Origin of the sequence: Halovenus anhuiensis, from assembly GCF_037080055.1 — an archaeon.
GTDB lineage: Archaea > Halobacteriota > Halobacteria > Halobacteriales > Haloarculaceae > Halovenus.
Genome location: NZ_JBAOJI010000005.1, coordinates 131,836 through 155,405 on the forward strand (window position 1 = coordinate 131,836; position 23,570 = coordinate 155,405).

Here is a 23,570-nt window from a genome sequence, read left to right on the forward strand (position 1 = left end):
TTGAGCGACTCGCGGCGGCGACGGAGCGACTCGCGAGAGAGAGCGACGAACTGTCGGATTCGGTCAGTCGGTGGCCGTGGCGGTGGTAGTCGGTCAGTCGTGGCTGTGGTCGTGATTGTGATCGCTGTCGAACCCGCCGCCGCCGGCGACGAGTGCGTCGTGATCGCCCTCGATCATATCGAGGTTTTTCAGCGTGTCTCGCTCCTCGAAGTCTTCGATCGCGTCGATCAGATCCTGCTGGGTGAGCGTCGTCCGCTCCTCGGTGAGCGCTTCGAGGACAGCTTCCCGGAGCACCAGCCGAAGGTCGCTGCCGGTTAGCCCCTCGGTCAACTCCGCGAGTTCGTCCGCGGAGAAATCGACGATCTCCATCTGCTCCGTGACAATTTCGAGGATTCCGGCGCGCATCGTGCGGTCCGGTTTCGGGAAGTTGACAATCTCGTCGAACCGTCGCCACGCCGCCGCGTCCAGTTGGTCGGGGTGGTTGGTCGCGCCGATCAGCAGCACTTCGTCCTGAATGAGCGAGACCTCGTCGATGCTTTTGAGCAGCGTGTTGACTGCCCGCTTGATCGCTGCGTGTTCGTCGCTGGAACGGGTCTTGGCGACGAAGTCGAATTCGTCGATGAAGAGGATACACGGCGAGAGTCGCTTGGCGACCTCGAAGGTTTTCTCGACGTTTTTCGCCGTCTCACCGAGGTACTGGCTGGTGATCATCGATAGCTTGACCTCGACGAAGGGCAGGCCGAGTTTGCTCGCCAGCGCCCGCGCGACGCTCGTCTTCCCGGTGCCCGGTGGCCCGACGAAGAGCAGCTTTCCGATCTCGCGCAGACCGATACTGGCCAGATACTCCCGGTGTTCGATAGCCTTGACGATCTTCTGGATCTCGCCTTCCTGTTCGCCCGTCAGGACGATTTCGTCGAGCGTCTGCTCGATTTCTTCCGGTGCACGGATGTCGACCAAATCGAGCATCTCCTCTTCTTCCTCGTCGTCGAAGTACTCATCGAGCAGCGAGTCGATGAACTCCCGGTCGGCCCGGGCGGGGCGGTTGTGCTCGCTGGCCTGTTCGTAGGAGACATCCCGAGCGTCGGAGAAATAGTGCGCGAGCACCGGATTGGCTTCGATGCGGTCGTCGTCGGCCCGGTCGAGATACCACTCTTCGGCCATCTCTTGATCGGTAAAGGAGAGCGTCCCCGAGAAATCGTCGTAATCGGTGAACATCAGTCCGGAGATGGTTTCCCACGGTTGGTCGACGCCGGTGGCGCCCTCTGCGCCGCCGACCGTCGGCGAGAGCGGGCGCTCGATTCGGCCGTCGCTCCAGAACGGACTTCGGTAGGCTGCGGGCAGATCGTCGGCATCGAGTGTCTTCGTCTCGTTGTATGCATTCGTCGTCAAAACGAACTCGACGACGGCGAGTTCCGGGTCCTTCATTCTCACAAAGGTTGCGCCGCGAGCCCAATAAGTGACTCGAAGCAGCGCCGTAATCCACCCCAGTGACCCCGACGAAGCGGCCTTTTTCGCCGCAGCTCACCACTGGCTGTCGGCTCACAGTGGCTTTCGAACGCCGCTGATCTCGAATTTTGCGCCGCTGACCTCGCCGCTGCCGTCGCCGGCACCGACCACTTGTCTGACATTACTGGCCTGAACTTCCCAGTCGTGGGCGCGAGCGATCTGCTCGACGATTGCCAGTCCGAGTCCCGTTCCGTCCCGATTCGTCGTAAAGCCATCCTCGAACACGCGGTCGGGGTCGTCTTCCGGTAGTCCGCAGCCGTTGTCCGTGACGGTGACCGTCAGATCGGTTCCTGTCTCATCCTCGATCCCGACTGTGACGACTAACTCCGAGGCCACGGGGCCATCTGCTCCGTCGGGATCCGTCCCGTGTTCGACAGCGTCCTCGGAAGCTTCGCTTCCGGTGTCCCCAGGAGTCGAAGACGACTGAGGGCTCGTGGAGCCATGCTCCACGGCGTTACGATAGAGATTCTCGAACAGTCGCTGGAGACGGGTGCCGTCGGCGATGACGGTTCGATCCCCTTCGACGACGAGGGAGGCACCGTCGGTCTCGACGGTTTCCCACGCCGAGTTCGCGATTGCCTCGAGTGAGATTTCCGTCGGATCGGTCACGTCCTGCCCCTCGCGTGCCAGCGCGAGGGCGTCCTCGATGATCGCTTCCATTCGTTCGGTCGCCTCCTCTGCCTTGTCCAGATAGGAGAGATCGCCGCTCGTTTTCGCCTGCTGGATGTATCCCGAGGCGACGTTGATCGGATTTCGGAGGTCGTGGCTGACGAGGCTGGCGAACTGGTCGAGTTTTTCGATCTGCTGTTCGAGGTCGCGCTCGCGGCGTTTCTGCTCGGTTACGTCTTCGAGTAGGTAGAGCCACCCGACGAGGCGGTCGCGGTCGTCTCGGATGGGCGTCGACTCGATACGCAGCGAGCGCTCGCCGTAGGAGACGATCCGCTCACTGTCTTGCTCACTCATCGACTCGAACTCGGCCGCTACGTCCGGCAGGCTGACAATCTCTCTAATCGAGGAACCGACCATCGACTCCTCGGCCCGGAGCATCTCTCGGGCAGCAGGGTTATCGTCGACGATGCGCTGGTCGGTATCGACGACGATCATCCCGTCCCGGACGTTGGCGATGACTTTCTTGCGGGCGATCGGCGAGAGATTCGTGTACTGGTATCGGACGATAGCGACGGTGAAAAACGCCGATGCGACGACGAAGCCAATCGGTGTCGTATCGAATTCGACGTTGCCGGCGAGATAGATGAGGTTGAGCGGGACCGGCGATGTGATGCCAACAACCAGCGCTGCCGCTTGGCCCTGGTACAGCGTATGTCTGGTTCGATAGATGAAGCCGACCAGAAGCACCGTATAGAACAGGATGAGCGTGTAGCTGTACGCGGAGTGGACCCAGAATGCCGGCCCCCACTGCTGCTCGATACCGACGACGCCGGCTGTACTCAACTCGGCAAAGAACAGCTTACCGGGGTTGACGACCGCGAATAGCACGACCAAGATGGGGTGGATCGAGAGCACTGCGAGCGTCTTCCGGGTGAGATACCGCTCCCGACCCGTATATTCGAGTGCAAACACGAACGTCGACGCCACAGTGGCACCGACACCGAGGTACATGATCCGGATGACAGCGAACGCGAGCCATTCCTGCGGAAGGGTCGAAACGAACAGACAGAACGCCCAGAACGCCGCTGCGAACAACTCGATACACAGCGGTATCGCCCCCTTCTTATCCCGATTATGCCAGAGGATAATCCCCAGGACGGCCCCCAGTACCGTCGCAGCGAGATAGATTCCCCTGACCGCCCAGACCCCCGTCGACATCGATTATGTATCAGGCGTTCCTGAACTTACTTAATGCTCGGGGGTAGCTGTCACCGATTGGTGTTCTCCGCGAAGAGAATCGACTCGGTGACCGACCTCGAAACTGTTGTAAACCGCCGCGTGAAAACACCGAGCATGAAACTTGCGCGCATCGAAACCGACGACGGGATTCTGACCGGCGAGTACGACGACGGGACAGTGACAGTCGATGGCGAAAGCTACGAGATTGGCGAGGATGCCGACCTCCGCGCACCCTGCGAACCGGGGACGTTCTACTGTGTCGGCCGAAATTTCGCCGAAAAGATCGACCAGATGGACTACGACATCCCCGACATCCCCGACTGGTTCATCAAGTCCGCCGTCTCGCTGCATCCGCCGAACGAGCCGATCGAGTACCCCGAGTGGACCGAGGAACTGACCTACGCCGGGGAACTGGCAGCGGTCATCGACGAGGAGTGTACGGATCTCGAGGACGAGGATGACGTGCGAGAGGTTCTGCGCGGCTGGACGATTCTGAACGATCTGGACGCCCTGGATCAGGAACGCCGCACTGCACGTAAAGCCTTCGACGGGTCCGCCCCGCTCGGACCAGTCATCGAGACAGATCTCGATCCCCGCGACATCCAGATCGAGACCCACATCTCCGGGGAGAAACGGCAGGACGCGACGACCGACTGGATGATCTTCGATCCGTACGAGACAATTGCCTTCCTCTCCGAGCGGTACACGTTCAAGCCGGGTGACGTGATCTCCTTCGGCAGTCCGGCGAATCCCGGCCTGCTCGAACCCGGCGACGATATCGACATCTGGTACGAGGGAATCGGTCGGCTACAAAATACCGTCGTCGAGCCAAAAGAGTAGTTCGACAGCTACAGTTCGCCGAGTTTGCGGAGCAACTGGCCGCGGTACTCCTCGTCTGCGCGGACGCCTTTCAGTTCGAGGACGCGGCGCTCGAGTTTGTCGAGTGCAACGTTGAAGGCCGTATCGGCACCGTAGCCTTCACCGGATCCGGCGACCTGTCCCTTGTTGGTTCGGAGCCGAACCTGGCTCTGGATCAGCGGCGTCCCGCGGAGTTTTTCCTTGTGTTTGTGGAAGCGAACGTGTGCGTGCTGGACCTGCATGTCCTGGTACTTGTCCGCAGTCTGCTGGATCTCCTCGCGGATCTCCTCGCGGGTCAGCGTATCGAGTAGCTTGATGTTTGTGACCTGGACATCCATGTGGTCCTCTTCGGTGTAGGTCAGCGCCCGGAGCACGTCGGTTTTGGTGATGATGCCGGCGACCGTCTCGTCATCGTCCGGCGTGACGACGAGCCCTGCATAGTCGTTATCGAGCATCTGCTTGACCGCCGATTTGACCGTCGCTCCGGCCGTTGTCGTCGCGACGGGGCTGGACATGATATCGTAGACCGGAATATCGAGTACCCGGTCGATATCGCCCGAGCGGTCGCCTTTCTGCTGGCGTTCCATGTCACGGACTGCGAAATCGGCGATGTCGTGCGTCGTGACCATCCCGGTTAGCTGGCCGCCCTCGTCGACGACCGGCAGTCGGGAGATGTTGTTCTCCCGGAGCATGTTGATCGAGCGGCCGATCTGGGTGTCGTCGGTCACCGTTACGACCTCGTCCGTGTAGATGTCTGCGACGTCGAGGGTTTCGAGGTTGTCGAGTACTGCCTCGAGAATCGCTTCTTCGCTGACGATACCCCACAGATTGTCGCCCTCTAACACCGGTGCGATCTTCGCGCCGCTTTCGACCAGCACGCGCGCAACCTCGCGTACGTCGTCGGTTCGACCAACTCTCGGTGCTGACCGCACTAGTCCCCGGACTTTCGCCCCATCCTGAATATGTGACTGAATGAGTTGTTTTTGGTTGATAATCCCGGTATATTCGCCATCTTCTGTGACCACGATCCCTTTTGGTCTGTCCTCTTCGAACATTGACCGGACCTTTCCGAGGCGTTCGTCCGCATCAATCTCGGCGTAGTCGGGAGTGGCTATGTCAGCAATATCCATCGTAATCTCCATCTCGAATTTCAACACGTGGCATAATCAAAGTTGGTTTCGATCCCAGAGTCCCGGGATATCACAACAGTGTTCCGACCAGTAGATACGCGCTCAGGTACGCTCCCGTCGCCGAGCACAGCGCCCGGCCGATCCGGTAGCCCAGCAGTTCCCGGTCCAGTCCCCGGGTCAGCCCCGTCGCCAGCGCTGTCAGGATCACCGCCAACAACAGGACGTACACGCCGACCGGCCCGCCAAGCCAGATCAGCGACTGGGTCCGCTCGGCGAGAAACGCCTCGCCGCCGATCCCCTCCGCAAGTGCGACCGTCGCGCCCGCGACCAGCGGACCGAAGAGCATGCCGGTCGTCTGGAGCGTCTGGCAGACGTGAGCGAGGCTTCGCCGCGCTTCCCGTTCGATCGCCTGCAGGTCCTCGACGTGATCTCCGAGTGCGAGCAAGGCTGTCCCGGCAGGGCGTCCTTCCTCGCTCGCGAGCGCGAGCAGCGCCACACTCCCCCGCACGCGGGGACTCGGCACGTCGGTGAGCACACCATCTCGGCCGAGAAACGCCTCTTCGACGCTGATCTGTAACTGCCGGTGTCTCAACGCGCCGGCACGCAGTACGGCACCGATCTCGTCGTCGAGTTCCTCGCCAGTGTGTTCGATGGCTGTCTCGACCGCCCGGCCGTTCGCGACCCGACGACTGATCAGCGTCAGCGCGTCAGGCAACCCCGCTTCGATCCGGCGGATGCGGTCGTATCGACTGACGACGGGTCGGTAGTAACAGACCATCCCAAGCCCCGTCCCGATTCCGATGGCGCCGACGACTGCGGCCCAGCGAGGTGCGATCACCGATGCACTGACGGCCACGAGGCCGCCAGCCCCGACGCCGAGTGCAATCGCGAGGCCGGTTCTGTCCGGCACCCCATCCTGGTCGGTCGTGACTGCCGGCGGCGGGAAGGCGACGGGTCGCCTGGCGAGCAACCACGCCGCGGCACCGAGCAGGACTGCTGGGAGCGCAACGTTGTAGATCGCAACGACGGTCAGCGGCGTCACTGCGACGCCAACGGCACTCCCCGCGGGGAGCAGCGCCACCAGCGCCGTCGGCAGCAACACGCCGAAGGCGTACAACGCCGTCACTGGCGTGCGAACCTGTGCACCGAACGACTCCATCTGGTCCCGTGTTCCCGCCATGACGACCGACAGCGCGCGGTCGAGCAGCCGTTCTCGGTCGTGTCCGCTCGCGTTGCCAGCAGCCGAAACAAGCGCCACGGACCGGCGTAGCGCGGGGAATAGATCGGCCCAGGCGTCGCCGAACGCGACGAGGCCCGAAAGTCCGCTGTGACGGTGCTGGCGTACGTGATTCGCGAGACTCGCGCCGAGGATGCCGTCGCCCGTCCGGGCAGCAAAATCTGCCGCCCGTTCCGGCGTCGGCGAGAGGCGCATACTGAGTACTGTCCGGGCGACGAGGTCTGGGGCGGCCCCCAGTGCGCTCGTCCGGCGAGCGGTGGCCCACAACTGGGGGGCAGCCTGGATCGTGTGTGTCGTAAGCAAGCCGATTGTCACTCCCGCAAGCACGACGACGAGTCGAAACTGTCCCGGAATGAACAACGCCAGCAGTGAGAGTGCAACGCCAATAGCGACGGCGGCGACGTAACTCGCCTGTATCACGACTGTCGGTGCGACCGGGCGACCGAGAAAATCCAGCGCGAGCCGGAGATCAGAACTCGCCTCGACGTCGAACGGGCAGCAGGCGGCCGTCGCTTCGAGCAGGCGCACTGTCGGATGGACGTTCGTGCTCATCGCTGTCGCTCTCCGTGAGAGTCGAGGACGGCGTCCGTATCTGTCGCTCCGCGGTCCGCCAGCGACCGGAGCAGTCGTTCTCGGCGCTGGTGCTGTTCGCGGAGGTTCGCGTACGTTTCGCCCGCTGCCCGGAGCCCATCAACGAGGGTGCTGTTGCCTCGCTCGATCTGTCCCGTCGATTCCAGGCCGTCGCCCGTCCGATCGAACAGCGTGTCGAACTGCGGAGTCTCTCCGCCGCTGACTTCTTCGACGGTGCTGACGCGGCGGGTGCCGTCAGCGGTGATCTCACAGGTGACGATCAGGTCGGTCACGCCGAAGGAGGCGGGGGAGACACCGAGATCCTCGACGACGCGCTCGTAAACCGCCTCTCCACCATCGCCGTGGATTGTCCCGAGAACGGCTTCGCTGTTTGCGCCGATGCGCATCGCCTCGTAGAGGACACTCGCCTCCTCACCGCGCACCTCGCCGACTGCGACCGCTCCGTCACCGAGTCGGAGTGCGGTTCGCAGGGCGGTCGCCGGTGAGAGTTCTTCGCTGTCCGCGCTCGCGAGCAGCGGCTGCACGTCTCGTCCGGCGTCCTGTAACGGATCCACCGGGAGTTCCGGCGTATCCTCGATTGCGACGGTCCGCACCTCCGGCGGCAACTCCCACAACAGAGCGCCCAGAAACGTCGTCTTGCCCGCGCCCCGCGGCCCGGCGACCAGCACTGCCGCACCACGCTCGACGGCGACCGACACGAGCGCCGCTGCCGAATCCGAAACCGTCCCGTTTCCCACGAGTGCAGGAAGCGTCCAGACAGCGTCGTCCTGGGCCCGGAAAGCGAAGGCCGTTCCGTCACTCGGTGGCTCCGTCACCCCGGCGACGCGCACCTGTCGACCGGCGACCGTCGAGGTGGCATCCAGTGTCGGATCGGCACGCGAGAACGCCCGTCCGCTCTCGCGGCGAAAGCGTGAGGACAGCGCTTCTATTCCTGCCTCCGTGAGTCGGACGTTCGCCCGGCAGGTTTCACCATCGACGGTCACTCGCAGCCAGTTCGACGGTGCTGGTGCAGTGACGAAGACATCCGAGACGTTGGGGTCCGCGAACAGATCTTCGAGCAACCCGAACCCGTGGGTGTGTTTCCGCAGGACCGCAGCGACCGCCTCGACGGGGATCGACTCGGAATGCTCGGCCGCTTCTGAAACGGCCCGGACCGCACGCCCCGGCGCGCGCTGCTCGCCCTCGAACTCTCCGGCTGCGAGGCGGTCGTACGCTGTGGCCAACATCTCTAGTCCTGCGGCGGAGAGGCCCCGCTCGGCGGGCGAGAGGTAGTACTGATCGACGCCGTTCGGCGGTTCGTACCGTCTGACCGTCGCCCCGGTATCGAGTTCTCGAACCTCCCGGAGCTTCGCTTCCGGTGGCGGGGTGGTTCGCACTCGCCAGTGACTCACCCGCGGCCCCACGGCCGGTGCGAGTGCGGTCTCGTAGTCGCCGGCATCGGCAGCGAGTTCGGCGAGCCCGGTTTCTGCGGCGATGTCTCGGGCGGCATCAGCCCGACCGGTCGCTTCGCGGGCGGCCGCGAGCGGATCACGCCGCGCTCGCTGTGCGAGTCGGTCGTCGTGAAACTGTATCGCTTCGACGAAGCGCCCGGCGGCGACGAGCAACGCCGCCTGCTGATTCTCGTAGGCGCGAACGACGCCGCCGGCTTCGGTTCGGACCGCGTCCGCGTCGCGGCTGGTGAGGGCATCGATGACCGTCTCGCGGCAGGCGGGACTGTCGGCCAATCGACCCTCTCCCTCACAGGTCGAGGAATCGACCAGCAGCGTCTCGCCATCGAACGTCGGTTCACAATCACAATCCTTCGACGCAGACTCGTCACCGAATATCGACCGCACTCGGTCCGGGAGGCGACTGTGGAGCGACATCGTCTACAGCAACTCTCTGATCCGCTGGAGCGTTCCGGTCTCAGCAGCGTCGTCGGGGAACAGCGGGTCGTCGTTGGTCTCGCCCGGGGGGTTCCTGTGCGTGGCTGCTCCTCCGTCGGTCGCACTAGGTGGATTCGTGGCTCGTGATTCCGCTTCACTCCCGGTTTCGCTGTCGTGTGTCCGGCCACACGCCTGACACCGCTCGTTCCCCGACTGTTCTGCCTCGCTCGTCGCTGACCGGTCGCCGTCCGCCGAGGAATTCGACAGCGCCTGTTTCCGATTCTCGCCGGCCGCTGTCTGTCCGTCGACGGTCGATTGCGCCGCTCGTTCGAGTGCCTCGGCCTTGGCGAGGGCCGTGTTGGCTCGCTGCTCGATATCGTCGTTAACCGCTCGGATGTTCCCGACGTAGCCCCGCAGTGCCTGCGTTGCGGCTTCGAGGTCGTCGATCCGCGTCTCGATCTCGTCGAGTTGCGATTCGACCGCCGCGAGTCGTGTCTCCATCTCGGCGTATTCACTCGATTCGTGATCGAATTCCCCGTCCGAAACTGTTCGTTCGAGCGCCTCGATTCGCTCTTCGAGTGCGTCGTCCATACGGGCGGTGGTCCGGTGCTGGTATTTGAACCTTCGGGCGGAAAGAGCCGGAACCGAGCGGTGTGAACTACCCCACCCTACTCGCTCACGGCTGACGCCGTTCGCTCCTTGAGGATGGGGCTTCCTGTCTCTACGACGCACTTTGCAGATACGGGTGTATCCACAGGGAGCGCAGTCTCCACAGGCGTTCCTTTGGAGTGTCCCACTCCTAGCTGGTTCAAACCGCGAGAAAGGATGTTGATCGCCGCGTTCGCGTCCCTATCCGTCTCAAACCCGCACGAGGGGCAGAAGTGGTCCCGAACCCACAGTGGCTTGTCTGTTTTCACGCCACAGGACGCGCACTCTCTGGTCGTATCGTTCGGTTCGCCCAGTCCCTTCGCATCCAAGTCTTCAACGGCCACCAAATCGTACTCGGTGGCGTAGTAATTCGACAGCTTGTGCAAGAAGTCTCGCCGCTTGCGTTTCAGTTCAGAAAGGGCTTTGATACTGTCTTCAATTCGCATGACTGCGGATTGTGCGACCGTCGAATACAGGTCATTCAGATCATCCCACCACTCTTTGAGATCGGTGAGTTGATCCCGAACCTGTCGTACCCGTTGGTTGAGTGTCCCCGCAGATTCAGGTATTTGCTCAAACTCTCTGAGAGCGTGGTTATACAGTTGCCTACAGGTATCACGGTGGTAATCCAGTAGCTCACGCTGTTCAGGCGTGGGCTTGAGCCGGAACCTGTAGGTGTAGTGCATTGGTTATTTGTCGGGGTCAGAAGTTCGAACAATCTTCACGTCTGCGCCGCGCCACTGTTTTGGAACGAGGACGTGTGCACCGTTGCCGGTGGGTTTCACTTCCCCTTCGATGACTTCGTGGCCTTCGATTTCGTGTCTATCCATCACCCAGATTTATACATTATTTTAACATAATATGTCGGTACGTGGGTCTGTGGATTAGCAATAATCGGGCGTGTGGGAGACGATGACCGCGTGGACGACTCGCAGAGCGATTCGTTCATACACCAGAAATCAAAGATTTCTGGGGACGGTGTATCCCCTTCCTACAGCGTCCTCAGAACGCTTCACGTACTGATGTGCGAACGAGAGCGGAGCTCTCGTCAACGCTACTCGGTCGCTTTGTTCCCTGCGTTGTCGTCCGAAAATTGGAGATTTTGGGACTGAGCTGGATCTTCGATCCCCGAACGACTCCTTGAGGAAGGAGGCTTACCGCTTATAAACAGCTAAATGGTTGCAGTCCTGAGAATCCGATATGAAACGTCGTGCCTTTCTGGCCCTCGCTGGCGCTGGTGCGTCCGTAAGTCTCGCGGGCTGTTTCGACGGGCAAGCGGCCGCAGCCGACGACAATCGGATTACGATGACGCAGGTCGCATTTCGTCCCGAGGAACTCACCGTCTCTGTCGGCACGACGGTTACGTTCGACAACACGAGCAGCCACGGGCATACGGTCACTGCGTCGGGAATTCCTGACGACGCCGAGTACTTCGCCTCCGGCGGTTTCGACAGCTACGAGGCCGCAAAATCCGGGTGGGAAGACGACAACGGCGGCATCCTCACGCAGGGTGATGTCTTCGAGCACGAGTTCACGACTCCCGGTTCGCACAATTACGTCTGTCTCCCACATCTCGACGCCGGCATGGAAGGTGTAATTCACGTCGAGGCCGACGACAGCAGCGACAACTCCTCCTCGTACTGACCACTGGTTCTGTCGTTCTCGAACTCTCCCGCCGCTGGTAGAGACGACTCAGTCCTCTTCCGGGTCGTACGGATTTGCGTCGTCGACAGAGGGTGCACCGACAGCGAGCACCCGCACCGCTGCATCGGCTTTTTCGGGATTGTGCGCCCGCTGTGGGCTCCCAGGATCGACGAAAAACGCCTGGTCAGACTCGACGACAAACTCTTCGTCTGGCGTTTCGACGTGCAACGTCCCCTCCAAGACGTAGAAGGCCTCGACCTGTTCGTCGTGGTAGTGATAGCTCAGGCCGGCCTGCTCGCCTGGTGCAAGCTCGTAGACGCGGAGACCGAGTTTCGAGTCTTGGTACTCGTATCCTGCCGCGACGCTGAGCGAGCGAACGTCTGTCGGTCTATCGTCCCACTGGCCGAGTTCGTCGGGATCGAGGAGATGGTATCCCATATTTGCTCTAGACTGGTGTCCGACAAAAACACCGCAGTCTGATGATTGCCCTCTCCGACGAGATACCGTCGCAGTATAGTCAGCGATACTGAGCGCTGCTCGAACCGATCGACACGGAGACTACTGTCTCAGCGTCAAAAAACGAAAGCAAAGTCACGCCGGGTTGGAATTACTCCTCGTCGTCGACGTCGACGCTGGCTTCCTCTTCGGCGGCGACCTCTTCTGGTCGGGCTTCGAGGGTCATCTTCTGGATCTCGACGCGGCGAAGTGGGTAGATCGTCTTCGCTTCGTTGTAGATTGCCGAGGAGAGTCGACCCTCGACGACGGTGTCAGTCAGTTCCTCGAAGGTTCGTTCGCGTGCGTTCTCGCGGACGAGGTCGATCATCGTCCGGCGGATCGCTTTCTCCTGGCTCTCGTCGGCGCTTTTGGTCGTGAGCGCGACGGGCTGGATCTGGACACGGTAGTCATCGGCGGTCAGCACCGTGATGTAGGCCTCGATTTTCGAGGAGCCACGGCGGACCAGACTGCGCAGGTAATCCCGCGTCAGTTCGTGTTTGATGAACTCCGTGTAGGCCGTGTCGCTTGCGACCTCAGTGATCTTGAATTTGAGTTTGGTGTTGTTTCCGCTGGCGTCGTTTTTCAGATCGCCGAGCGTGGTCTCGATCGTTCGACCGAGCGCCATGTCCGGTTCGTCTGCTGGTGTTTCACCGAGTTCCTCCCTGTCGAACTGCTCGGGAGCCTGCACGGTGTACCACCGCTTTTCCTGCTTCTGCTTGGATACTGATCGTTCGCTCATGTGTTTGTGGTTGTCGTGGACGTGTCCCCGTCCGTGGTTGCAAGCTGTACCGCCACCTGGAGATTGACGACGTAATCGTCGATCGTCGACTGCAAGCCACCCGTCGAATCCCGCTCGATGGTCGTGACGATCCGTCGTCCGTCGACGACCGTCTCCATCTCTGCGGTGTTGTCGGGGCCGAGCGCCTGCGCGATTGCTCGCGCTGTCTCGGCGTCGGCGTGCTCGGTCTCGATGTGAGCGCTTCGCGACCCGGTCATACTGCCTCCGTGAACGCTGCGACGAACTCGGTCGACTCGCCGGTAAACTCCGCCCGGCCGCGCTGTCCTGCTGCCCCGCTGGTCCCGCCAACTGCCGTCGTGGCGGTTTCGAGCGGGGTGGATACGTCGACCTCTTCTGTCCGTGCGACCACGGCAGCACTCCGCGAGTCGACTGCGAGCACGACCGATTCCGGCGACCGATAGCCTGCGGCGAGTTCGGCGACCGTTCTGACCGGCGTGTCGTCCTCACACTGGAGGATGAATAGCCCGTCGTACCGGCTGGTTGTCGCCGTCCGGATCGCCTCGTGTGCGCGCTGGCCGTGGGTACGCCAGTGGTCGAGCGCGCGCTCGTCGTCGAGTTTGCCGAGTGCGAGCACGATTGCCAGTCCCGGCTGTTCGCGAGCGACCGCCGCGAGCACGTCGGCATAGCCGCCGATGGTCCCGAACGGGCCGCCCGAAAGCGGCCGCAGGAGCGTCTCGACTGCCTCACTCCCACGGTCACTGCCCTCTGGATCGCCGGCGACCGCCAGCGCAACCGCCGAGGCGAGCCGTCGTCGGTCTTCTTCGCTGGGATCTGCCGGCAGATCTAGTCTGTCGAACATCGACTCGACTGCCTTGCGGTCGCCCGAGAAGGGCGCGCGGACGAGCGTCGAGTGTGTGAGTCCGTCAGCGAGATCCACCGTCGGCACCGCAACGCCGGGTCTGCGTTCGAGTCCGCGTTCGTTGGCGATTGTCGCGAGTTCGTCGCCCGGATGTCCCTCGGCGGCGACCGTCCCGGCGAGTGCCAGGGCCAGATCGCCAGCACCGAGGTCGCGGGCGGCCGCGTGTGCAGTCCGCGCGGCTGCGCCGTCAAGTCCGATCTGTGCGTCGCTGCCAGTCACCGGTCGTCCGATCCCAATTGTCAGATCCACGTCGGTCGAGCGCTCTGCTGGCTGTGCCAGCGGCGTGACCGAAGTCTGGTAAGGAATCTCCTGTTGGCCGAGACCGTCGGCCAAAAGCGCTGCGGCGGCGACGCTGTCTGCGTCGGCCGCCGCGACGAGGCGAACGAACGTCGCCTCACGCAGCGCGGCCTGGAGATCGCTCGGGGTTGGTTCCGTTGGGTGACCGGCAGTCGACATCTCAGATCAGGTCTCGGGCTTCGTCGACGCTGTAACTGAAGTCCTCGTCGATCTCGTCGCCTCGGTAGTAGTTGATGAGGCGACGGATCTTGGACTCCGTGTTCTGCAGGGCGCGCTTGTTCTGGTGGTCAGTCTGGTTCTCCTGGACGTGATCGCGCAGGCGAACTGCCTTGGCCATCAGGTTCCGCAGATCCTCGGGAATATCTGGGTCGGCATCGTTCTCCTCGAGAATCTCGGTGATTTTCTTGCCCGTCGCCAGCTTCACGTCGGGGACCGGCGTGCCCTGAACGCCTTCGTCGCGCAGTTTCAGTCCGATCTCGCTCGGACTGTGGCCCTCTTCGGCCAGCTCGACGACGCGCTCCTCGATTGCGTCTTCGTCTACGTCGCTCCACTCCGGTGGGTCGTCTGCCGCCGGCTTGTCCGATCCGGACGAGCCACGGCGGCGTGAGTGCATTCGTGCCATGTGTCTGTTTGGAACTGCACGAACCGCTGCAAGCGAAACGTCCGTCTGGACGCTGTGGCCTCTGCGAGGCCGACACTCCCACAATCCCAAGCCGTCCAAGCGGACGGCGAGTCAGATTTGCGGTCGTGCGTTCCCATCCGAGCGAAGCAGCTACCGACGGTTAATCGTTACCCTTTCGACCCCCGCGACCGCTCTCGGTGCGATTCGAGTATCTTAGCTGATAAGTGGCAATAACGCTTATCAGGTGTGATAGAGTAGCTGAACTAGAATGAGGGCCCGAAACGCTGAGCGTCGCGAAAACGGAAATTCTGGCCGTAGGCGGGCCCAGAGCGAAACGATCGGGTTCGTCCTCCTATTCTCACTCGTGTTAATTGGGGCGGGGACGATCATCGCATTCGGAGCCGTTGCCGTGTCGGATTCACAGAACAGTCTCTCCGCAGACCGCGCGGAGAAAGTGATGACGCAGATGGACTCGGAAATCTCGATGGTCGCGCTCGGCCGGACGGACAGCCAGGAGATGGAGTTCGACCGCGCGTCGGGATCTGACTTCACCGTCGATGACGAGGCTGGGACGATCAATATCACGACAATCGGCGGCGATGACAATATCGTCGTGATGCCAGACACGGACCTCGGGGCCGTCATTTTCGAGCGAGCGAACACGAAGATCGCCTACCAGGGTGGTGGCGTCTGGCGTGCCGACGGTTCGGAGGGGAGTGGGATGGTCTCCCCGCCGGAGTTCAACTACCGCGATCAGACGCTGACGCTGCCGCTGGTGACGATCTCGGGAGAGCGTTCGCTAGATGGCGGCGCAGTCGTCGAAAAGGACGGCCCGAGCACGAGCTATTTCCCGAACGCGTCGAAAGACGAAAACCTCACCAACCCTCTCGAAAACGAAATCGTTCAGGTGACCGTCGAGAGCCGATACCATCAGGGCTGGAAGGCGTATTTCGAGACCCGGACTGAAGGCGACGTGACACACGAACCCGACGAGCAACGGGTGAGTGTCAATCTGACCGCCCCCGCCGTCGAGGAGTTCGAGCACGCCGCCGCGACAACTTCAGCGACCTCCCCAGAAACACAGAATAAAAACAAAGGTGAGATCATCGGGACCACTCGAAAGAACGTGAACGCCCCGTCAGTCAGTCCGAACGTCGACCAGAAAATCTCTGCGTGTGATCCCAGCGGCTGTACCGACAGATCTGGGTTCAGCGACGGAGAGACACTCACCTCGGGTACCTACTACGTCGACACTGGGAATAAGATCACCATCGACGAAGACATCGATCTGGACGTTTCTGACGGTGATGTCAATCTCGTGTTCAAAGACGGCGTCGAATTCAAAGGGAACGCCGACCTCGATGTCGTCGGCTCCGACAACGATGGCGGACAGGTCCGCATGTACTCGAAAGGTGATGTCTACTTTGGCGGGACTCCGAACGTCAATACTGGCGGAAACCCGGAAGATGTGATCCTCTTGGCGCACTCGACTGTCGACGAGGTGGGCAACGGCGGGTCCGTTCAGTTCACGGGGTACATCTACGCGCCGAATAGCGAGTTCAATATCAAAGGGGGTGGCAGCGAAGACGAAAACGTTCTCGGCGGCGTCGTCGCAGAGACGGTCGACGTGGGCACCGGTGTTCTCGAACACAAGAACGAAAACAATCTCGAAATCGAACTCGGCGCACCGGTGAACGTCCTCACGTTCCTGCACATCAGCACGAATCCGGTCACGGTCACCTCCCGCTAGGCTCGACCCTTCGTGATTGTTCTCTGCGGCACTCACACCTCGATCGTGATCTCGATCCCCTGCACGGTCACGAACGTCTGTGTAATTCCCTCGCCGTCGAGATCCACCTCGCAACTGAGACCGTCGCTCGTCGAACAGTTTGGATTCGGAAGTTCGGACTCCAGATACTCTTCCCAGCTATCCTGTCGCGGTGAGTCCGTGATGTTGATCGTCATTTGGTCGTACTGCATCTCTTGGAGCGAGGTATCGGCAGCCCAGACGGACCGACTCGACGAGGAGGCCCGTACGAGTACCGTCCCACCGCTTGCGGATGTCTGGTTTTTGCTGAACGTCCGCACGATGGTCACGAACCCACGCTCGGCGTCGAACTCGAAAGGCGGTTCCGAGAGCATGAAACTACTCCCGGACTGCTGGCGGAAGACTGCACCAGCCGAGTAGACGTACTCTGTCTCTCCGAGGCCAGTAAACGCAATCGGGTTGATCTCTTGGGACGTGTAATTAACATTCCCAGTGCTGTTCGTGAGGCTGACATTCATTGTGACGGCAGATCTGGTCTCGACAGCCCCGTTGTCGGCGCTGATTTCCGTCGCCCGACTCGGTGCCCCGTGTTTGTAGACCTCTGCGAGGTTGTTATCGAGAATATCGAACGCTCGTTCGGCGTTCTGGACCTGTTCCGATTGCTTGGCGGTATCCAGCGTCGGCAAGCCGCTGATCGAGACGAAGCCGACAGTCAGGAAGATCAGCGAGAAGACGAGGATGTAGCCGACAACCTCGCTCAGTGCCCGGTCGCGCTCGCCGGGACTGCCGGGAAGGTTAGGCACTGTCGATCACCACCGCGTTCTCCCCTTGGTCGTATTCGATGACGATCTGACCACCAGACGCGCTCGAATCCGCGATTGTGGTCGTATTCGCGAGTGGAATCGTCACCTCGATGGATGGATTGTCGGTCGTGAGTCGCAAGCGCTGGTCGTCCTCCTCCAGATTGATTCGGTAGGCGGTTCCGACGACGCTGGGCGGGAACCGCTGTTCGATCGTCACGTTCGTTTCACCCATGCCGCTTTCGTTGAGTCGATCAGCCGCGTTGACGTGTGTCGCGACCTGTTCCCCGACGATCTCGAGTTCGGTACGAACCACCTCCTCGCGCTGGCTGTCGACGAAATTCCCACCTGCCATGAACAGCCCAGAGACGAGAATGACCGTTATCCCCAGCGTGAGGACGTAGCCGAGCGCAGTCGACAGTCCGCGAGTCATGCTGGTTCACCCGGAGCGACCCTTACGTCGGTCTCGTACTCGACTTCTGGCGTCTCGTACTCGAAATCGAGGATCGCGCTGTACATCGCTGGTGTCACCCGTGCGCCCGATCCCGGTCCGTCAACCTCGGCGTAGTTGTCGTTCGTGCTCCCATCGAGGCTCGCGTTGTCGACGACCAGACTGTAGGTTCCCTCGATATTGTCCGCATTCTCGAAGTTGATCTCGTACTCGTCGTCGATTCCGGCCGCGAAGTACAGGTCCTCACCGGCTTCCGTGTCCTGCAGCGCCGGGCAGACTTCGCCGTTGACCGTCGCAGCAGTCACGTCGACTGTTTCGACGGTCCCGACCGAACAGCTCTCAGTGGAGATACCGCTGCGGTCGACTGTCACTGTGCTGTTGCTGATCGTCAGGTCCCACTCGTCAGAACTGTCAGTATCCTCCACAGCGACGGTAAAATCGCCGGTGGAGTGCGTTGTTACGTTGATCTCGAACGCCCGAGTTCGTGTCACGTCCGTGGCCAGCGTCCAGTCCGCAGTCGTCTCGTTGTTCTCGAATGTGCCAGCATCAGACTGGAAAATGCGTGAGCCGTTGGTCGAACTGTCCAGTTCGAGCGCGATACCCGTCCCGCGCTGGGCTTGCTGGATGCCGGTGTAATCGTTGATGTCTCTGATCCCATCGGTGACGTTTCTGCGAATCGTCTCGTTGGTGGTCGCGTTGTTCTCGTTCGCGAACCCGATGACCTCGCCGGTGAACTGCGTCACACCGTGACGGTATTCGAGCGCCTTCGTCGAATCGACGTTCTCGCTCCGGGTCGCCAGATTCTCCGTGAAGATTGCTGAGTTGACGATGATCGCCAGTCCGAGAAAGATCGCAGCGAGTGCGAACGCCGTCACGAGGATGAGTTGTCCCCGGTCGCGCTGGCCGCTGCTCAGATCCGCCATGCGACCACCTCGACAGTGACGACGTTGTACAGTCCGTTATCAGACGACTTCGCATTATCAGCAGGGCCGTTCGGGATATAAAATCTATCAGACTCTCGAACGGTCGTCTCGTTGCGCGAGCCATCCTCGTTGATAACGTGGTCGTCGTTGCGGAGGCTGATCGTCCATGTCGCCGAGACGGCGTTGTCGCTGGGCGTCCCCTGCAGAATCATCTCTTCGGTGTCGATCGCTTCCTCGCCGACCTGATACCGAACGAGGACGTTGTACGCGATTCCTTGCTCGGTGAAGGCTTGGTCGAGTTTCTCACCGAACTCGATATCCGGTGGATCGTCAGTGTAGAATCCCTGATCCCCTGTGTTGTGGAACTGCCGGGCGGTCTGGTTTCGGTACAGAATCGCTTCTTTTAGCGAGCCATCCTCGGCCGCGCTGGCTAACGCTCCCTGTGCGACGGACCGCTGTTGGCCCTCGATGTGCTGGCTCGACGTACTCGCGGAGAGCGGCGTTACGATCGTAACCTGTAGCGCAAACGCGACGGCAGTCAAGAGAACGATTGCGGCAACAACGGCTTCGAGGGTGAACGCCTGCCCTCGCTGGTCGCTCGCTCCCATCAGGAAACCACCACCTGCATCATCACGTCTCTCCCGTGAAGCGTGACGACTCTCGTCGCTGTCGTCGTTGCCCGCCGCTGTTCGATATCGCCACCAATGGTCAGCTCGATCGTGTTGGAGTTTGACGATGTCGTCAAGTTTCGATCGCTCGTGTCCCAATACAGCTGTTCGAGTTGGGTACCATCACTCAAATTCCCGAGCAGCGTTACGTTGACCGTCTGGTACTCTCCGATACCGACCTGCTCGTTGAGCGCCGACTCGTCGTACCGACAGTCGTGAGCACCTGTCGCGGGGTCCTCGTCCGCTTCCCTGTCGAAGAAGGCGACTGTACAGCCCCGGTCGAGAACGTACGGCTCGTCCGGGCTACCGAGCGCATCCTGTGCGAGATAATCGGCCGTCCGGTCGACTGTGACGGTCTCCGACTGGCCGGTCACGGTAAACGGCGTCAGTATTCCCGGTGCGAACAGAAAAATAAAGATAATCGCCCCGAGGAAGACACTAATTCCGATGGTGAAATCTAACGTCGTCTGTCCTCTTGTCCCCATTTCCTGACTCTCCATAGTCGCCCAGTTTTCTGCCCGTTATCACGAGTTGGTATCAGCCGGCCTGCGCGCGGTCCGGAAAGCGGCAGTGGGTCCGAGTCGTCCGGACGCCAGCTATCGGTCTGGCTGCGTGCAGTTTCTGCTTGTTCGGCGAAACCAATGATCTCTCTTCTTATATCCGTTGTGGCCAACTGATCCAGGGTATCAACTGATGATTCTTGGACGGGCAGCGCACGGATCAGTTGTCGGCCGCTGACTCGAGTGACTTCTCGAAGTGGATCAACTCGTAGGCTCCGTGTTCGGATCTGGCCACCTCGCGGTAGCCGGCCGCTTCGTACAGGACGATCGCGCGCTGCTGGCGCACGGATGTCGTGGCCAGCAATAGATCGTAGGCGTCGCTGTCGACCCGGCGTTCGAGTTCGTCGAGCAGCGCACGCCCGTAGCCGTTACCCTGCAGCGGCGGCGCGACGCGCATCCGGTGGAGTTCGACACTGTTTGGTACTGTTCGCTCGTCGGCGTGGCCGTGTTCGTTCGGCAGAAACCCCCCCATCGCAACGACCCTCCCGTCGAAGGTGCTCGGCACACCGTCGGCATCGACCGACGAGGAGATGCCGACGAGAAACTCACCGCCAGTCTCAAAGTACGCCGACTCGACTGATTCGAGGTCCTCGGTGCCGGGAATGTCGGCCGGGTCTGCGCCCGCGTCCCGCATCGCCCACTCGTGGAGTTCCACGATCGCATCGCTGTCTCGTGGATCGTACCGCCTGAATCGGAACTCCTCGGGCATGGTTCAGCGGTCCTCGAAGACTGATTCGCCGGGTTCTGTCCGCGCGCCGGTCGAGAGCACGACACCAGGATTCAGACTCGTGTTGATCCCCGTCTTCACGCCGTCGCCGGCGACGACGCCAAATTTCCGGCGGCCGGTCGAGACTCGCTCACCCTTGACGGTCACTCGAACGTCTTCGTCGTCGTGACGGAGGTTGGCGACGTTCGTTCCGGCCCCGAAGTTCACCTCGCGGCCGAGCACGCTATCGCCTACGTAGGAGAGATGTGGGACACTGCTGTCGGCCATGACGACGCTGTTTTTGATTTCGACGGACTGACCGACTTTCGTCTCTTCGCCGAGCAGCGTCCGACCGCGGACGTAGGCGTTCGGGCCGACAGTCGCGCCAGACCGGAGCAGCGCCGGGCCTTCGATGACAGTTCCGGGTTCGACCGTCGCGCCCTCCTCCACGACGACGGGGCCGCGGATCGTCGCCGAGTCGGCGACTGTCCCGTCGAGTCGGCGGTCTAATCCATCGAGTTTCCACTCGTTGGCTTCTAGCAGTTCCCACGGCCGGCCAACATCCAGCCAGCGGTCCAGTTCGACAGCCCGGACATCGAACTCGTCGATCACGCGTGCGAGCACGTCTGTCAGTTCGTACTCACCGCGCTCGGATTTCGAGACATCGAGATACTCGACCGCTTCGCCCGGAAACTGGTAGGCACCGGCGTTGGCGAGATTCGAGGGCGGATCGTCAGGTTTCTCGACGATATCGGTCACCGTCGCGCGGTCAGTCGAGAGGACGCCGTAACTCGTGGGATTCTCGACCTCGACGGCGGCGATTGCAGGACCAGCCTCGAACAGCGTTTCGATACCGTCGTCGTACAGATTGTCGCCGTTGAGGACGACAAAGGGACCGTCGAGTTCGGGGGCGGCCGTACGGACGGCGTCGGCGGTGCCGCGCTGTTCTGTCTGTGTAACGAAGGTGACTGGAACGCCGCGATACGAGTCACCAAAGTATTCGGTGACTGCTTCGGCTTCGTAGCCGACGACGACGATCAACTCCGAGACGCCGCCGTCGACGGCCGCGTCGGCGGCGTGGGCGACGAGCGGCCGGTCGGCGACTGGGACCATCGGCTTCGGGAGTGAATCGGTCAGCGGTCGCATCCGAGTTCCCTGTCCCGCGGCCAGCAGTACTGCTTGCATGGCCGTATCGTCTCGCCCGTAACTGAAATGAGTACCGTCACCGACTCGCTGGATCGGCCACCAGTCGTCGGTTATTGCCGTTTGGATCCGCGACGGGCCGAGACCGGCGCACGATCCTCGAAGGATTTTCCGCAACTGGGGCAGTCGCCGTCCTCGAAGAATTCACGGGGACCCTCGCGAGTCTCCGGATCCCACCGAACGCGATAGCCACAGCGATCACAGACCGTCGTTTGTCGAGCCATACCAAACCTTGGGACCGCATCGGTAAAATTCGCAGTGCTATTTTCAGCCCGACACGCTGGATTTTTGCCGACTGATCGCCTATACCAGGCTATGACTGAGGAGATTCCCGACTCGGCCCGCAAGGCCTTCGAGGCCCACGAGAAAATTGCGGCGACCGAGGAAGGATACGCGATCGAGACGACCGTTTTCGACGGATTCGTGCGGGCGAGCGAGGGGCCGGACTGGAAACATACCTACACAGTCACGGTGTTCGTGCCGACGCTGTCGGCGGCCACAGCGGAGGCCATCGGTCCGGCCGTCGAGGACGGCTGGCGGGACACGCTCGAACGACGGTTAGAGGACGCCCCGCAATCGACCCGGTCGAACGTCGACCTCCACGCGCTCGATGTGGAAGAAGTCGACGACGAACTCCAGATCACCTTCACCTTCGAGTGGGGCGACGCCGACCGGGCGGCCGATATCGCCAAGACATTCGTCGAGTACGTCGAGGGAACCTACGTCGAAGGCATCGTCCCCGGCTACGAGTACGAGTCACCAGTTGCTGATCTGCTCTCGAACGCGAGTCAGGGCGACGATAGCAGCGCGACCCGGGGCGGAACCCCGCTTTAGTCCATCGCAATATACGTCTGTGTGCTGCTGACGCCGTCGATGGACTGGATTTCTGTCGCGGCGATATCCTTCACGTCGCCGGGCGAATCGACGGCGACGACGGCGATGAGATCGACATCGCCGGCGACGATGTGGGTCCGCTCTACGCCATCGATTGCCGTGATTGCTTCCTTGAGTCGGTCCGCCTCGCTCGTGTTCGCCTTGATCATAACGTATGCTCTAACCATGCTTATGCACCTCCTGGCTGCGGTCGCGCGCTCTCACCGACGATCAACTGCCGGATCTCGTCGAGATTCTCCGTGTCGCCGAGGACGACGACTCGATCCCCATTTTCGAGCGAGTCGTCCATGGTCGGAAGTCGGAGGGAATTGCCCTTCGATCCGTACGCGATCAGTCGAGCGGTCCCCGGGAGTTCGAGTTCGCTCAGCGTGTAATCCTCCATCGGCGAGTCGTTGGTGATCGTGAACTCGACGATCTGCAGGGACTGTTCGATGTCCGCAATCGCCCGGATGTTCCCGCCGGTCAGTGCGTTTTTGGCGACAATTGCGCCGAGTCGCTCCGGATAGACGATCTGATCGACTTCTTTGACGTGTTCGCGATAGATGTCTTCCCGGTAATCCTCGTCGATCCGCATAACCGTCCGACAGCCGTACTGGTCGGCAATCGCACAGGCCGCGTAGTTGGCGTTGAGATCACCCGTCAGCGCGCCGACTGCGTCCGCCTCTTCGATACCGGCCTCCAGCAGGATCTCCTCGCTGGCAGCGTCACCGTGGATCACTGTGAACCCCTCGGCACGTGCTCGCTCGACGGCTTCCTCGTCGGGATCGACGAGCGTCACCTCGTGATCCGTCCCGGCGATTGCACGGGCGGTCCGCAGTCCCACCCGGCCCGCGCCCAGAATTATGAATTGCATGTGCTACCGTACGACAAGGAGGGGAATAAAGCTATCCCGGCAGCGGTAATTCACTGGGGGAACACTTTTTGCATGACACAGCGTAGCATACCACAATGGTTCAGGCATTCATTATGGTCAAAACGGCTGCGGGGGAGTCCGCAACGGTCCGCGAACAGGTCGTGGGGATGGACGCAGTGCTCGAAGCTCACGTGGTTGCCGGCCAGTACGACGTAATCGCAGAAGTGCAGGGTGAGGAGGTGTATTCGGTGATTCACGCCGTTGCGACTGACCTGACGAGTCTGGACGGAGTCGTCGACACGCGCACGTACATCTGTTTGGAGTAATCCTACCGAACGCATTCGC

Annotated in this window: 28 protein-coding genes; 5 read left to right on the forward strand and 23 right to left on the reverse strand. The window is 61.5% G+C overall.

The features are described 5' to 3' along the window. Window positions 1-93: 93 nt before the first annotated feature. Both V8P86_RS13060 and V8P86_RS13065 read right to left on the reverse strand, forming a co-directional pair. Window positions 94-1,425 (reverse strand): ATP-binding protein, encoded by a 1,332-nt coding sequence (locus V8P86_RS13060; RefSeq protein ID WP_336327715.1) that lies wholly within the window; start codon window positions 1,423-1,425, stop codon window positions 94-96. Window positions 1,426-1,539: 114 nt separating this feature from the next. Continuing rightward, window positions 1,540-3,333 carry a histidine kinase N-terminal 7TM domain-containing protein gene (locus tag V8P86_RS13065; RefSeq protein WP_336327716.1) on the reverse strand — a complete coding sequence of 598 codons (1,794 nt, stop codon included), beginning with the start codon at window positions 3,331-3,333 and terminating at the stop codon, window positions 1,540-1,542. Between the two features lie 135 nt (window positions 3,334-3,468). Here V8P86_RS13065 and V8P86_RS13070 point away from each other — a divergent pair, with 135 nt between their 5' ends. After that, a complete protein-coding gene (locus V8P86_RS13070; RefSeq protein ID WP_336327717.1) occupies window positions 3,469-4,194 on the forward strand; it encodes a fumarylacetoacetate hydrolase family protein in 726 nt (241 codons plus the stop codon). A gap of 8 nt (window positions 4,195-4,202) precedes the next feature. On the opposite strand, the gene V8P86_RS13075 is transcribed toward V8P86_RS13070, so the two are convergent. The 6 genes from V8P86_RS13075 to V8P86_RS13100 form a co-directional block, all read right to left on the reverse strand. Next, window positions 4,203-5,342 (reverse strand): CBS domain-containing protein, encoded by a 1,140-nt coding sequence (locus V8P86_RS13075; protein ID WP_336327718.1) that lies wholly within the window; start codon window positions 5,340-5,342, stop codon window positions 4,203-4,205. Window positions 5,343-5,412: 70 nt separating this feature from the next. Further along, window positions 5,413-7,131, reverse strand: coding sequence for a type II secretion system F family protein (locus tag V8P86_RS13080; protein ID WP_336327719.1), 1,719 nt, complete (start codon window positions 7,129-7,131; stop codon window positions 5,413-5,415). After that, window positions 7,128-9,035 (reverse strand): ATPase, T2SS/T4P/T4SS family, encoded by a 1,908-nt coding sequence (locus tag V8P86_RS13085; protein WP_336327720.1) that lies wholly within the window; start codon window positions 9,033-9,035, stop codon window positions 7,128-7,130. The genes V8P86_RS13080 and V8P86_RS13085 overlap by 4 nt, the downstream gene beginning before the upstream one ends. Before the next feature lie 3 nt (window positions 9,036-9,038). Next, window positions 9,039-9,626: a DUF7310 family coiled-coil domain-containing protein gene (locus V8P86_RS13090; RefSeq protein ID WP_336327721.1), complete on the reverse strand. Its 588-nt coding sequence runs from the start codon at window positions 9,624-9,626 to the stop codon at window positions 9,039-9,041. Window positions 9,627-9,703: 77 nt separating this feature from the next. Next, window positions 9,704-10,369, reverse strand: coding sequence for an RNA-guided endonuclease InsQ/TnpB family protein (locus tag V8P86_RS13095; protein ID WP_336327722.1), 666 nt, complete (start codon window positions 10,367-10,369; stop codon window positions 9,704-9,706). A gap of 3 nt (window positions 10,370-10,372) precedes the next feature. Next, complete coding sequence (locus V8P86_RS13100; protein ID WP_442909398.1) at window positions 10,373-10,513, reverse strand: DUF2080 family transposase-associated protein; 141 nt, start codon at window positions 10,511-10,513, stop codon at window positions 10,373-10,375. A 370-nt stretch (window positions 10,514-10,883) separates the two neighbouring features. On the opposite strand from V8P86_RS13100, the gene V8P86_RS13105 reads away from it, so the two are divergent. Beyond that, entirely contained in the window at window positions 10,884-11,327 is a 444-nt protein-coding gene (locus tag V8P86_RS13105; protein ID WP_336327724.1) for a plastocyanin/azurin family copper-binding protein, read from the forward strand. Window positions 11,328-11,375: 48 nt separating this feature from the next. On the opposite strand, the gene V8P86_RS13110 is transcribed toward V8P86_RS13105, so the two are convergent. From V8P86_RS13110 to V8P86_RS13130, 5 genes are all read right to left on the reverse strand, one after another. Beyond that, window positions 11,376-11,765: a cupin domain-containing protein gene (locus V8P86_RS13110; RefSeq protein ID WP_336327725.1), complete on the reverse strand. Its 390-nt coding sequence runs from the start codon at window positions 11,763-11,765 to the stop codon at window positions 11,376-11,378. Window positions 11,766-11,934: 169 nt separating this feature from the next. Then, window positions 11,935-12,561, reverse strand: coding sequence for a 30S ribosomal protein S3ae (locus V8P86_RS13115; protein ID WP_336327726.1), 627 nt, complete (start codon window positions 12,559-12,561; stop codon window positions 11,935-11,937). Beyond that, the gene (locus V8P86_RS13120; protein WP_336327727.1) at window positions 12,558-12,818 is read right to left on the reverse strand and encodes a KEOPS complex subunit Pcc1; all 261 of its coding nucleotides are present in this window, start codon (window positions 12,816-12,818) and stop codon (window positions 12,558-12,560) included. Before V8P86_RS13120 ends, V8P86_RS13115 begins: the two co-directional genes overlap by 4 nt. Beyond that, window positions 12,815-13,936: a hypothetical protein gene (locus tag V8P86_RS13125; protein WP_336327728.1), complete on the reverse strand. Its 1,122-nt coding sequence runs from the start codon at window positions 13,934-13,936 to the stop codon at window positions 12,815-12,817. The genes V8P86_RS13120 and V8P86_RS13125 overlap by 4 nt, the downstream gene beginning before the upstream one ends. A gap of 1 nt (window position 13,937) precedes the next feature. Continuing rightward, the gene (locus V8P86_RS13130) at window positions 13,938-14,399 is read right to left on the reverse strand and encodes a 30S ribosomal protein S15 (protein ID WP_336327729.1); all 462 of its coding nucleotides are present in this window, start codon (window positions 14,397-14,399) and stop codon (window positions 13,938-13,940) included. A 268-nt stretch (window positions 14,400-14,667) separates the two neighbouring features. On the opposite strand from V8P86_RS13130, the gene V8P86_RS13135 reads away from it, so the two are divergent. Further along, window positions 14,668-16,149: a DUF7289 family protein gene (locus V8P86_RS13135; protein ID WP_442909399.1), complete on the forward strand. Its 1,482-nt coding sequence runs from the start codon at window positions 14,668-14,670 to the stop codon at window positions 16,147-16,149. Window positions 16,150-16,181: 32 nt separating this feature from the next. Here the strand turns inward: V8P86_RS13135 and V8P86_RS13140 are convergent, their stop codons facing one another. The 8 genes from V8P86_RS13140 to V8P86_RS13175 form a co-directional block, all read right to left on the reverse strand. Further along, window positions 16,182-16,970: a DUF7289 family protein gene (locus V8P86_RS13140; RefSeq protein WP_336327731.1), complete on the reverse strand. Its 789-nt coding sequence runs from the start codon at window positions 16,968-16,970 to the stop codon at window positions 16,182-16,184. Next, window positions 16,963-17,400, reverse strand: a complete 438-nt coding sequence (locus V8P86_RS13145; RefSeq protein ID WP_336327732.1) for a DUF7266 family protein — start codon at window positions 17,398-17,400, stop codon at window positions 16,963-16,965. Before V8P86_RS13145 ends, V8P86_RS13140 begins: the two co-directional genes overlap by 8 nt. Beyond that, window positions 17,397-18,341 (reverse strand): hypothetical protein, encoded by a 945-nt coding sequence (locus V8P86_RS13150; protein WP_336327733.1) that lies wholly within the window; start codon window positions 18,339-18,341, stop codon window positions 17,397-17,399. The genes V8P86_RS13145 and V8P86_RS13150 overlap by 4 nt, the downstream gene beginning before the upstream one ends. Then, window positions 18,329-18,949, reverse strand: coding sequence for a DUF7288 family protein (locus V8P86_RS13155; protein ID WP_336327734.1), 621 nt, complete (start codon window positions 18,947-18,949; stop codon window positions 18,329-18,331). Before V8P86_RS13155 ends, V8P86_RS13150 begins: the two co-directional genes overlap by 13 nt. Next, complete coding sequence (locus tag V8P86_RS13160; RefSeq protein ID WP_336327735.1) at window positions 18,949-19,509, reverse strand: DUF7287 family protein; 561 nt, start codon at window positions 19,507-19,509, stop codon at window positions 18,949-18,951. Before V8P86_RS13160 ends, V8P86_RS13155 begins: the two co-directional genes overlap by 1 nt. A 220-nt stretch (window positions 19,510-19,729) precedes the next feature. Next, the gene (locus tag V8P86_RS13165; RefSeq protein WP_336327736.1) at window positions 19,730-20,278 is read right to left on the reverse strand and encodes a GNAT family N-acetyltransferase; all 549 of its coding nucleotides are present in this window, start codon (window positions 20,276-20,278) and stop codon (window positions 19,730-19,732) included. 3 nt (window positions 20,279-20,281) lie between these two features. After that, the gene (gene glmU / locus V8P86_RS13170) at window positions 20,282-21,460 is read right to left on the reverse strand and encodes a bifunctional sugar-1-phosphate nucleotidylyltransferase/acetyltransferase (RefSeq protein ID WP_336327737.1); all 1,179 of its coding nucleotides are present in this window, start codon (window positions 21,458-21,460) and stop codon (window positions 20,282-20,284) included. 71 nt (window positions 21,461-21,531) lie between these two features. Beyond that, window positions 21,532-21,702, reverse strand: a complete 171-nt coding sequence (locus tag V8P86_RS13175; RefSeq protein WP_336327738.1) for a hypothetical protein — start codon at window positions 21,700-21,702, stop codon at window positions 21,532-21,534. A 91-nt stretch (window positions 21,703-21,793) separates the two neighbouring features. Here V8P86_RS13175 and V8P86_RS13180 point away from each other — a divergent pair, with 91 nt between their 5' ends. Next, a complete protein-coding gene (locus V8P86_RS13180) occupies window positions 21,794-22,312 on the forward strand; it encodes a DUF5813 family protein (protein ID WP_336327739.1) in 519 nt (172 codons plus the stop codon). Here the strand turns inward: V8P86_RS13180 and V8P86_RS13185 are convergent. Together V8P86_RS13185 and V8P86_RS13190 are read right to left on the reverse strand one after the other, a co-directional pair. Then, a complete protein-coding gene (locus V8P86_RS13185; protein ID WP_336327740.1) occupies window positions 22,309-22,539 on the reverse strand; it encodes an Lrp/AsnC family transcriptional regulator in 231 nt (76 codons plus the stop codon). The two genes, V8P86_RS13180 and V8P86_RS13185, sit on opposite strands and share 4 nt — an antisense overlap. A 2-nt stretch (window positions 22,540-22,541) precedes the next feature. After that, window positions 22,542-23,225 carry a potassium channel family protein gene (locus V8P86_RS13190; RefSeq protein ID WP_336327741.1) on the reverse strand — a complete coding sequence of 228 codons (684 nt, stop codon included), beginning with the start codon at window positions 23,223-23,225 and terminating at the stop codon, window positions 22,542-22,544. 95 nt (window positions 23,226-23,320) lie between these two features. Between V8P86_RS13190 and V8P86_RS13195 the strand changes: the two genes are divergently transcribed. Further along, on the forward strand, window positions 23,321-23,551 hold the full coding sequence (locus V8P86_RS13195; RefSeq protein ID WP_336327742.1) for an Lrp/AsnC ligand binding domain-containing protein: 231 nt from the start codon (window positions 23,321-23,323) through the stop codon (window positions 23,549-23,551). The last annotated feature ends 19 nt before the right edge of the window (window positions 23,552-23,570 follow it).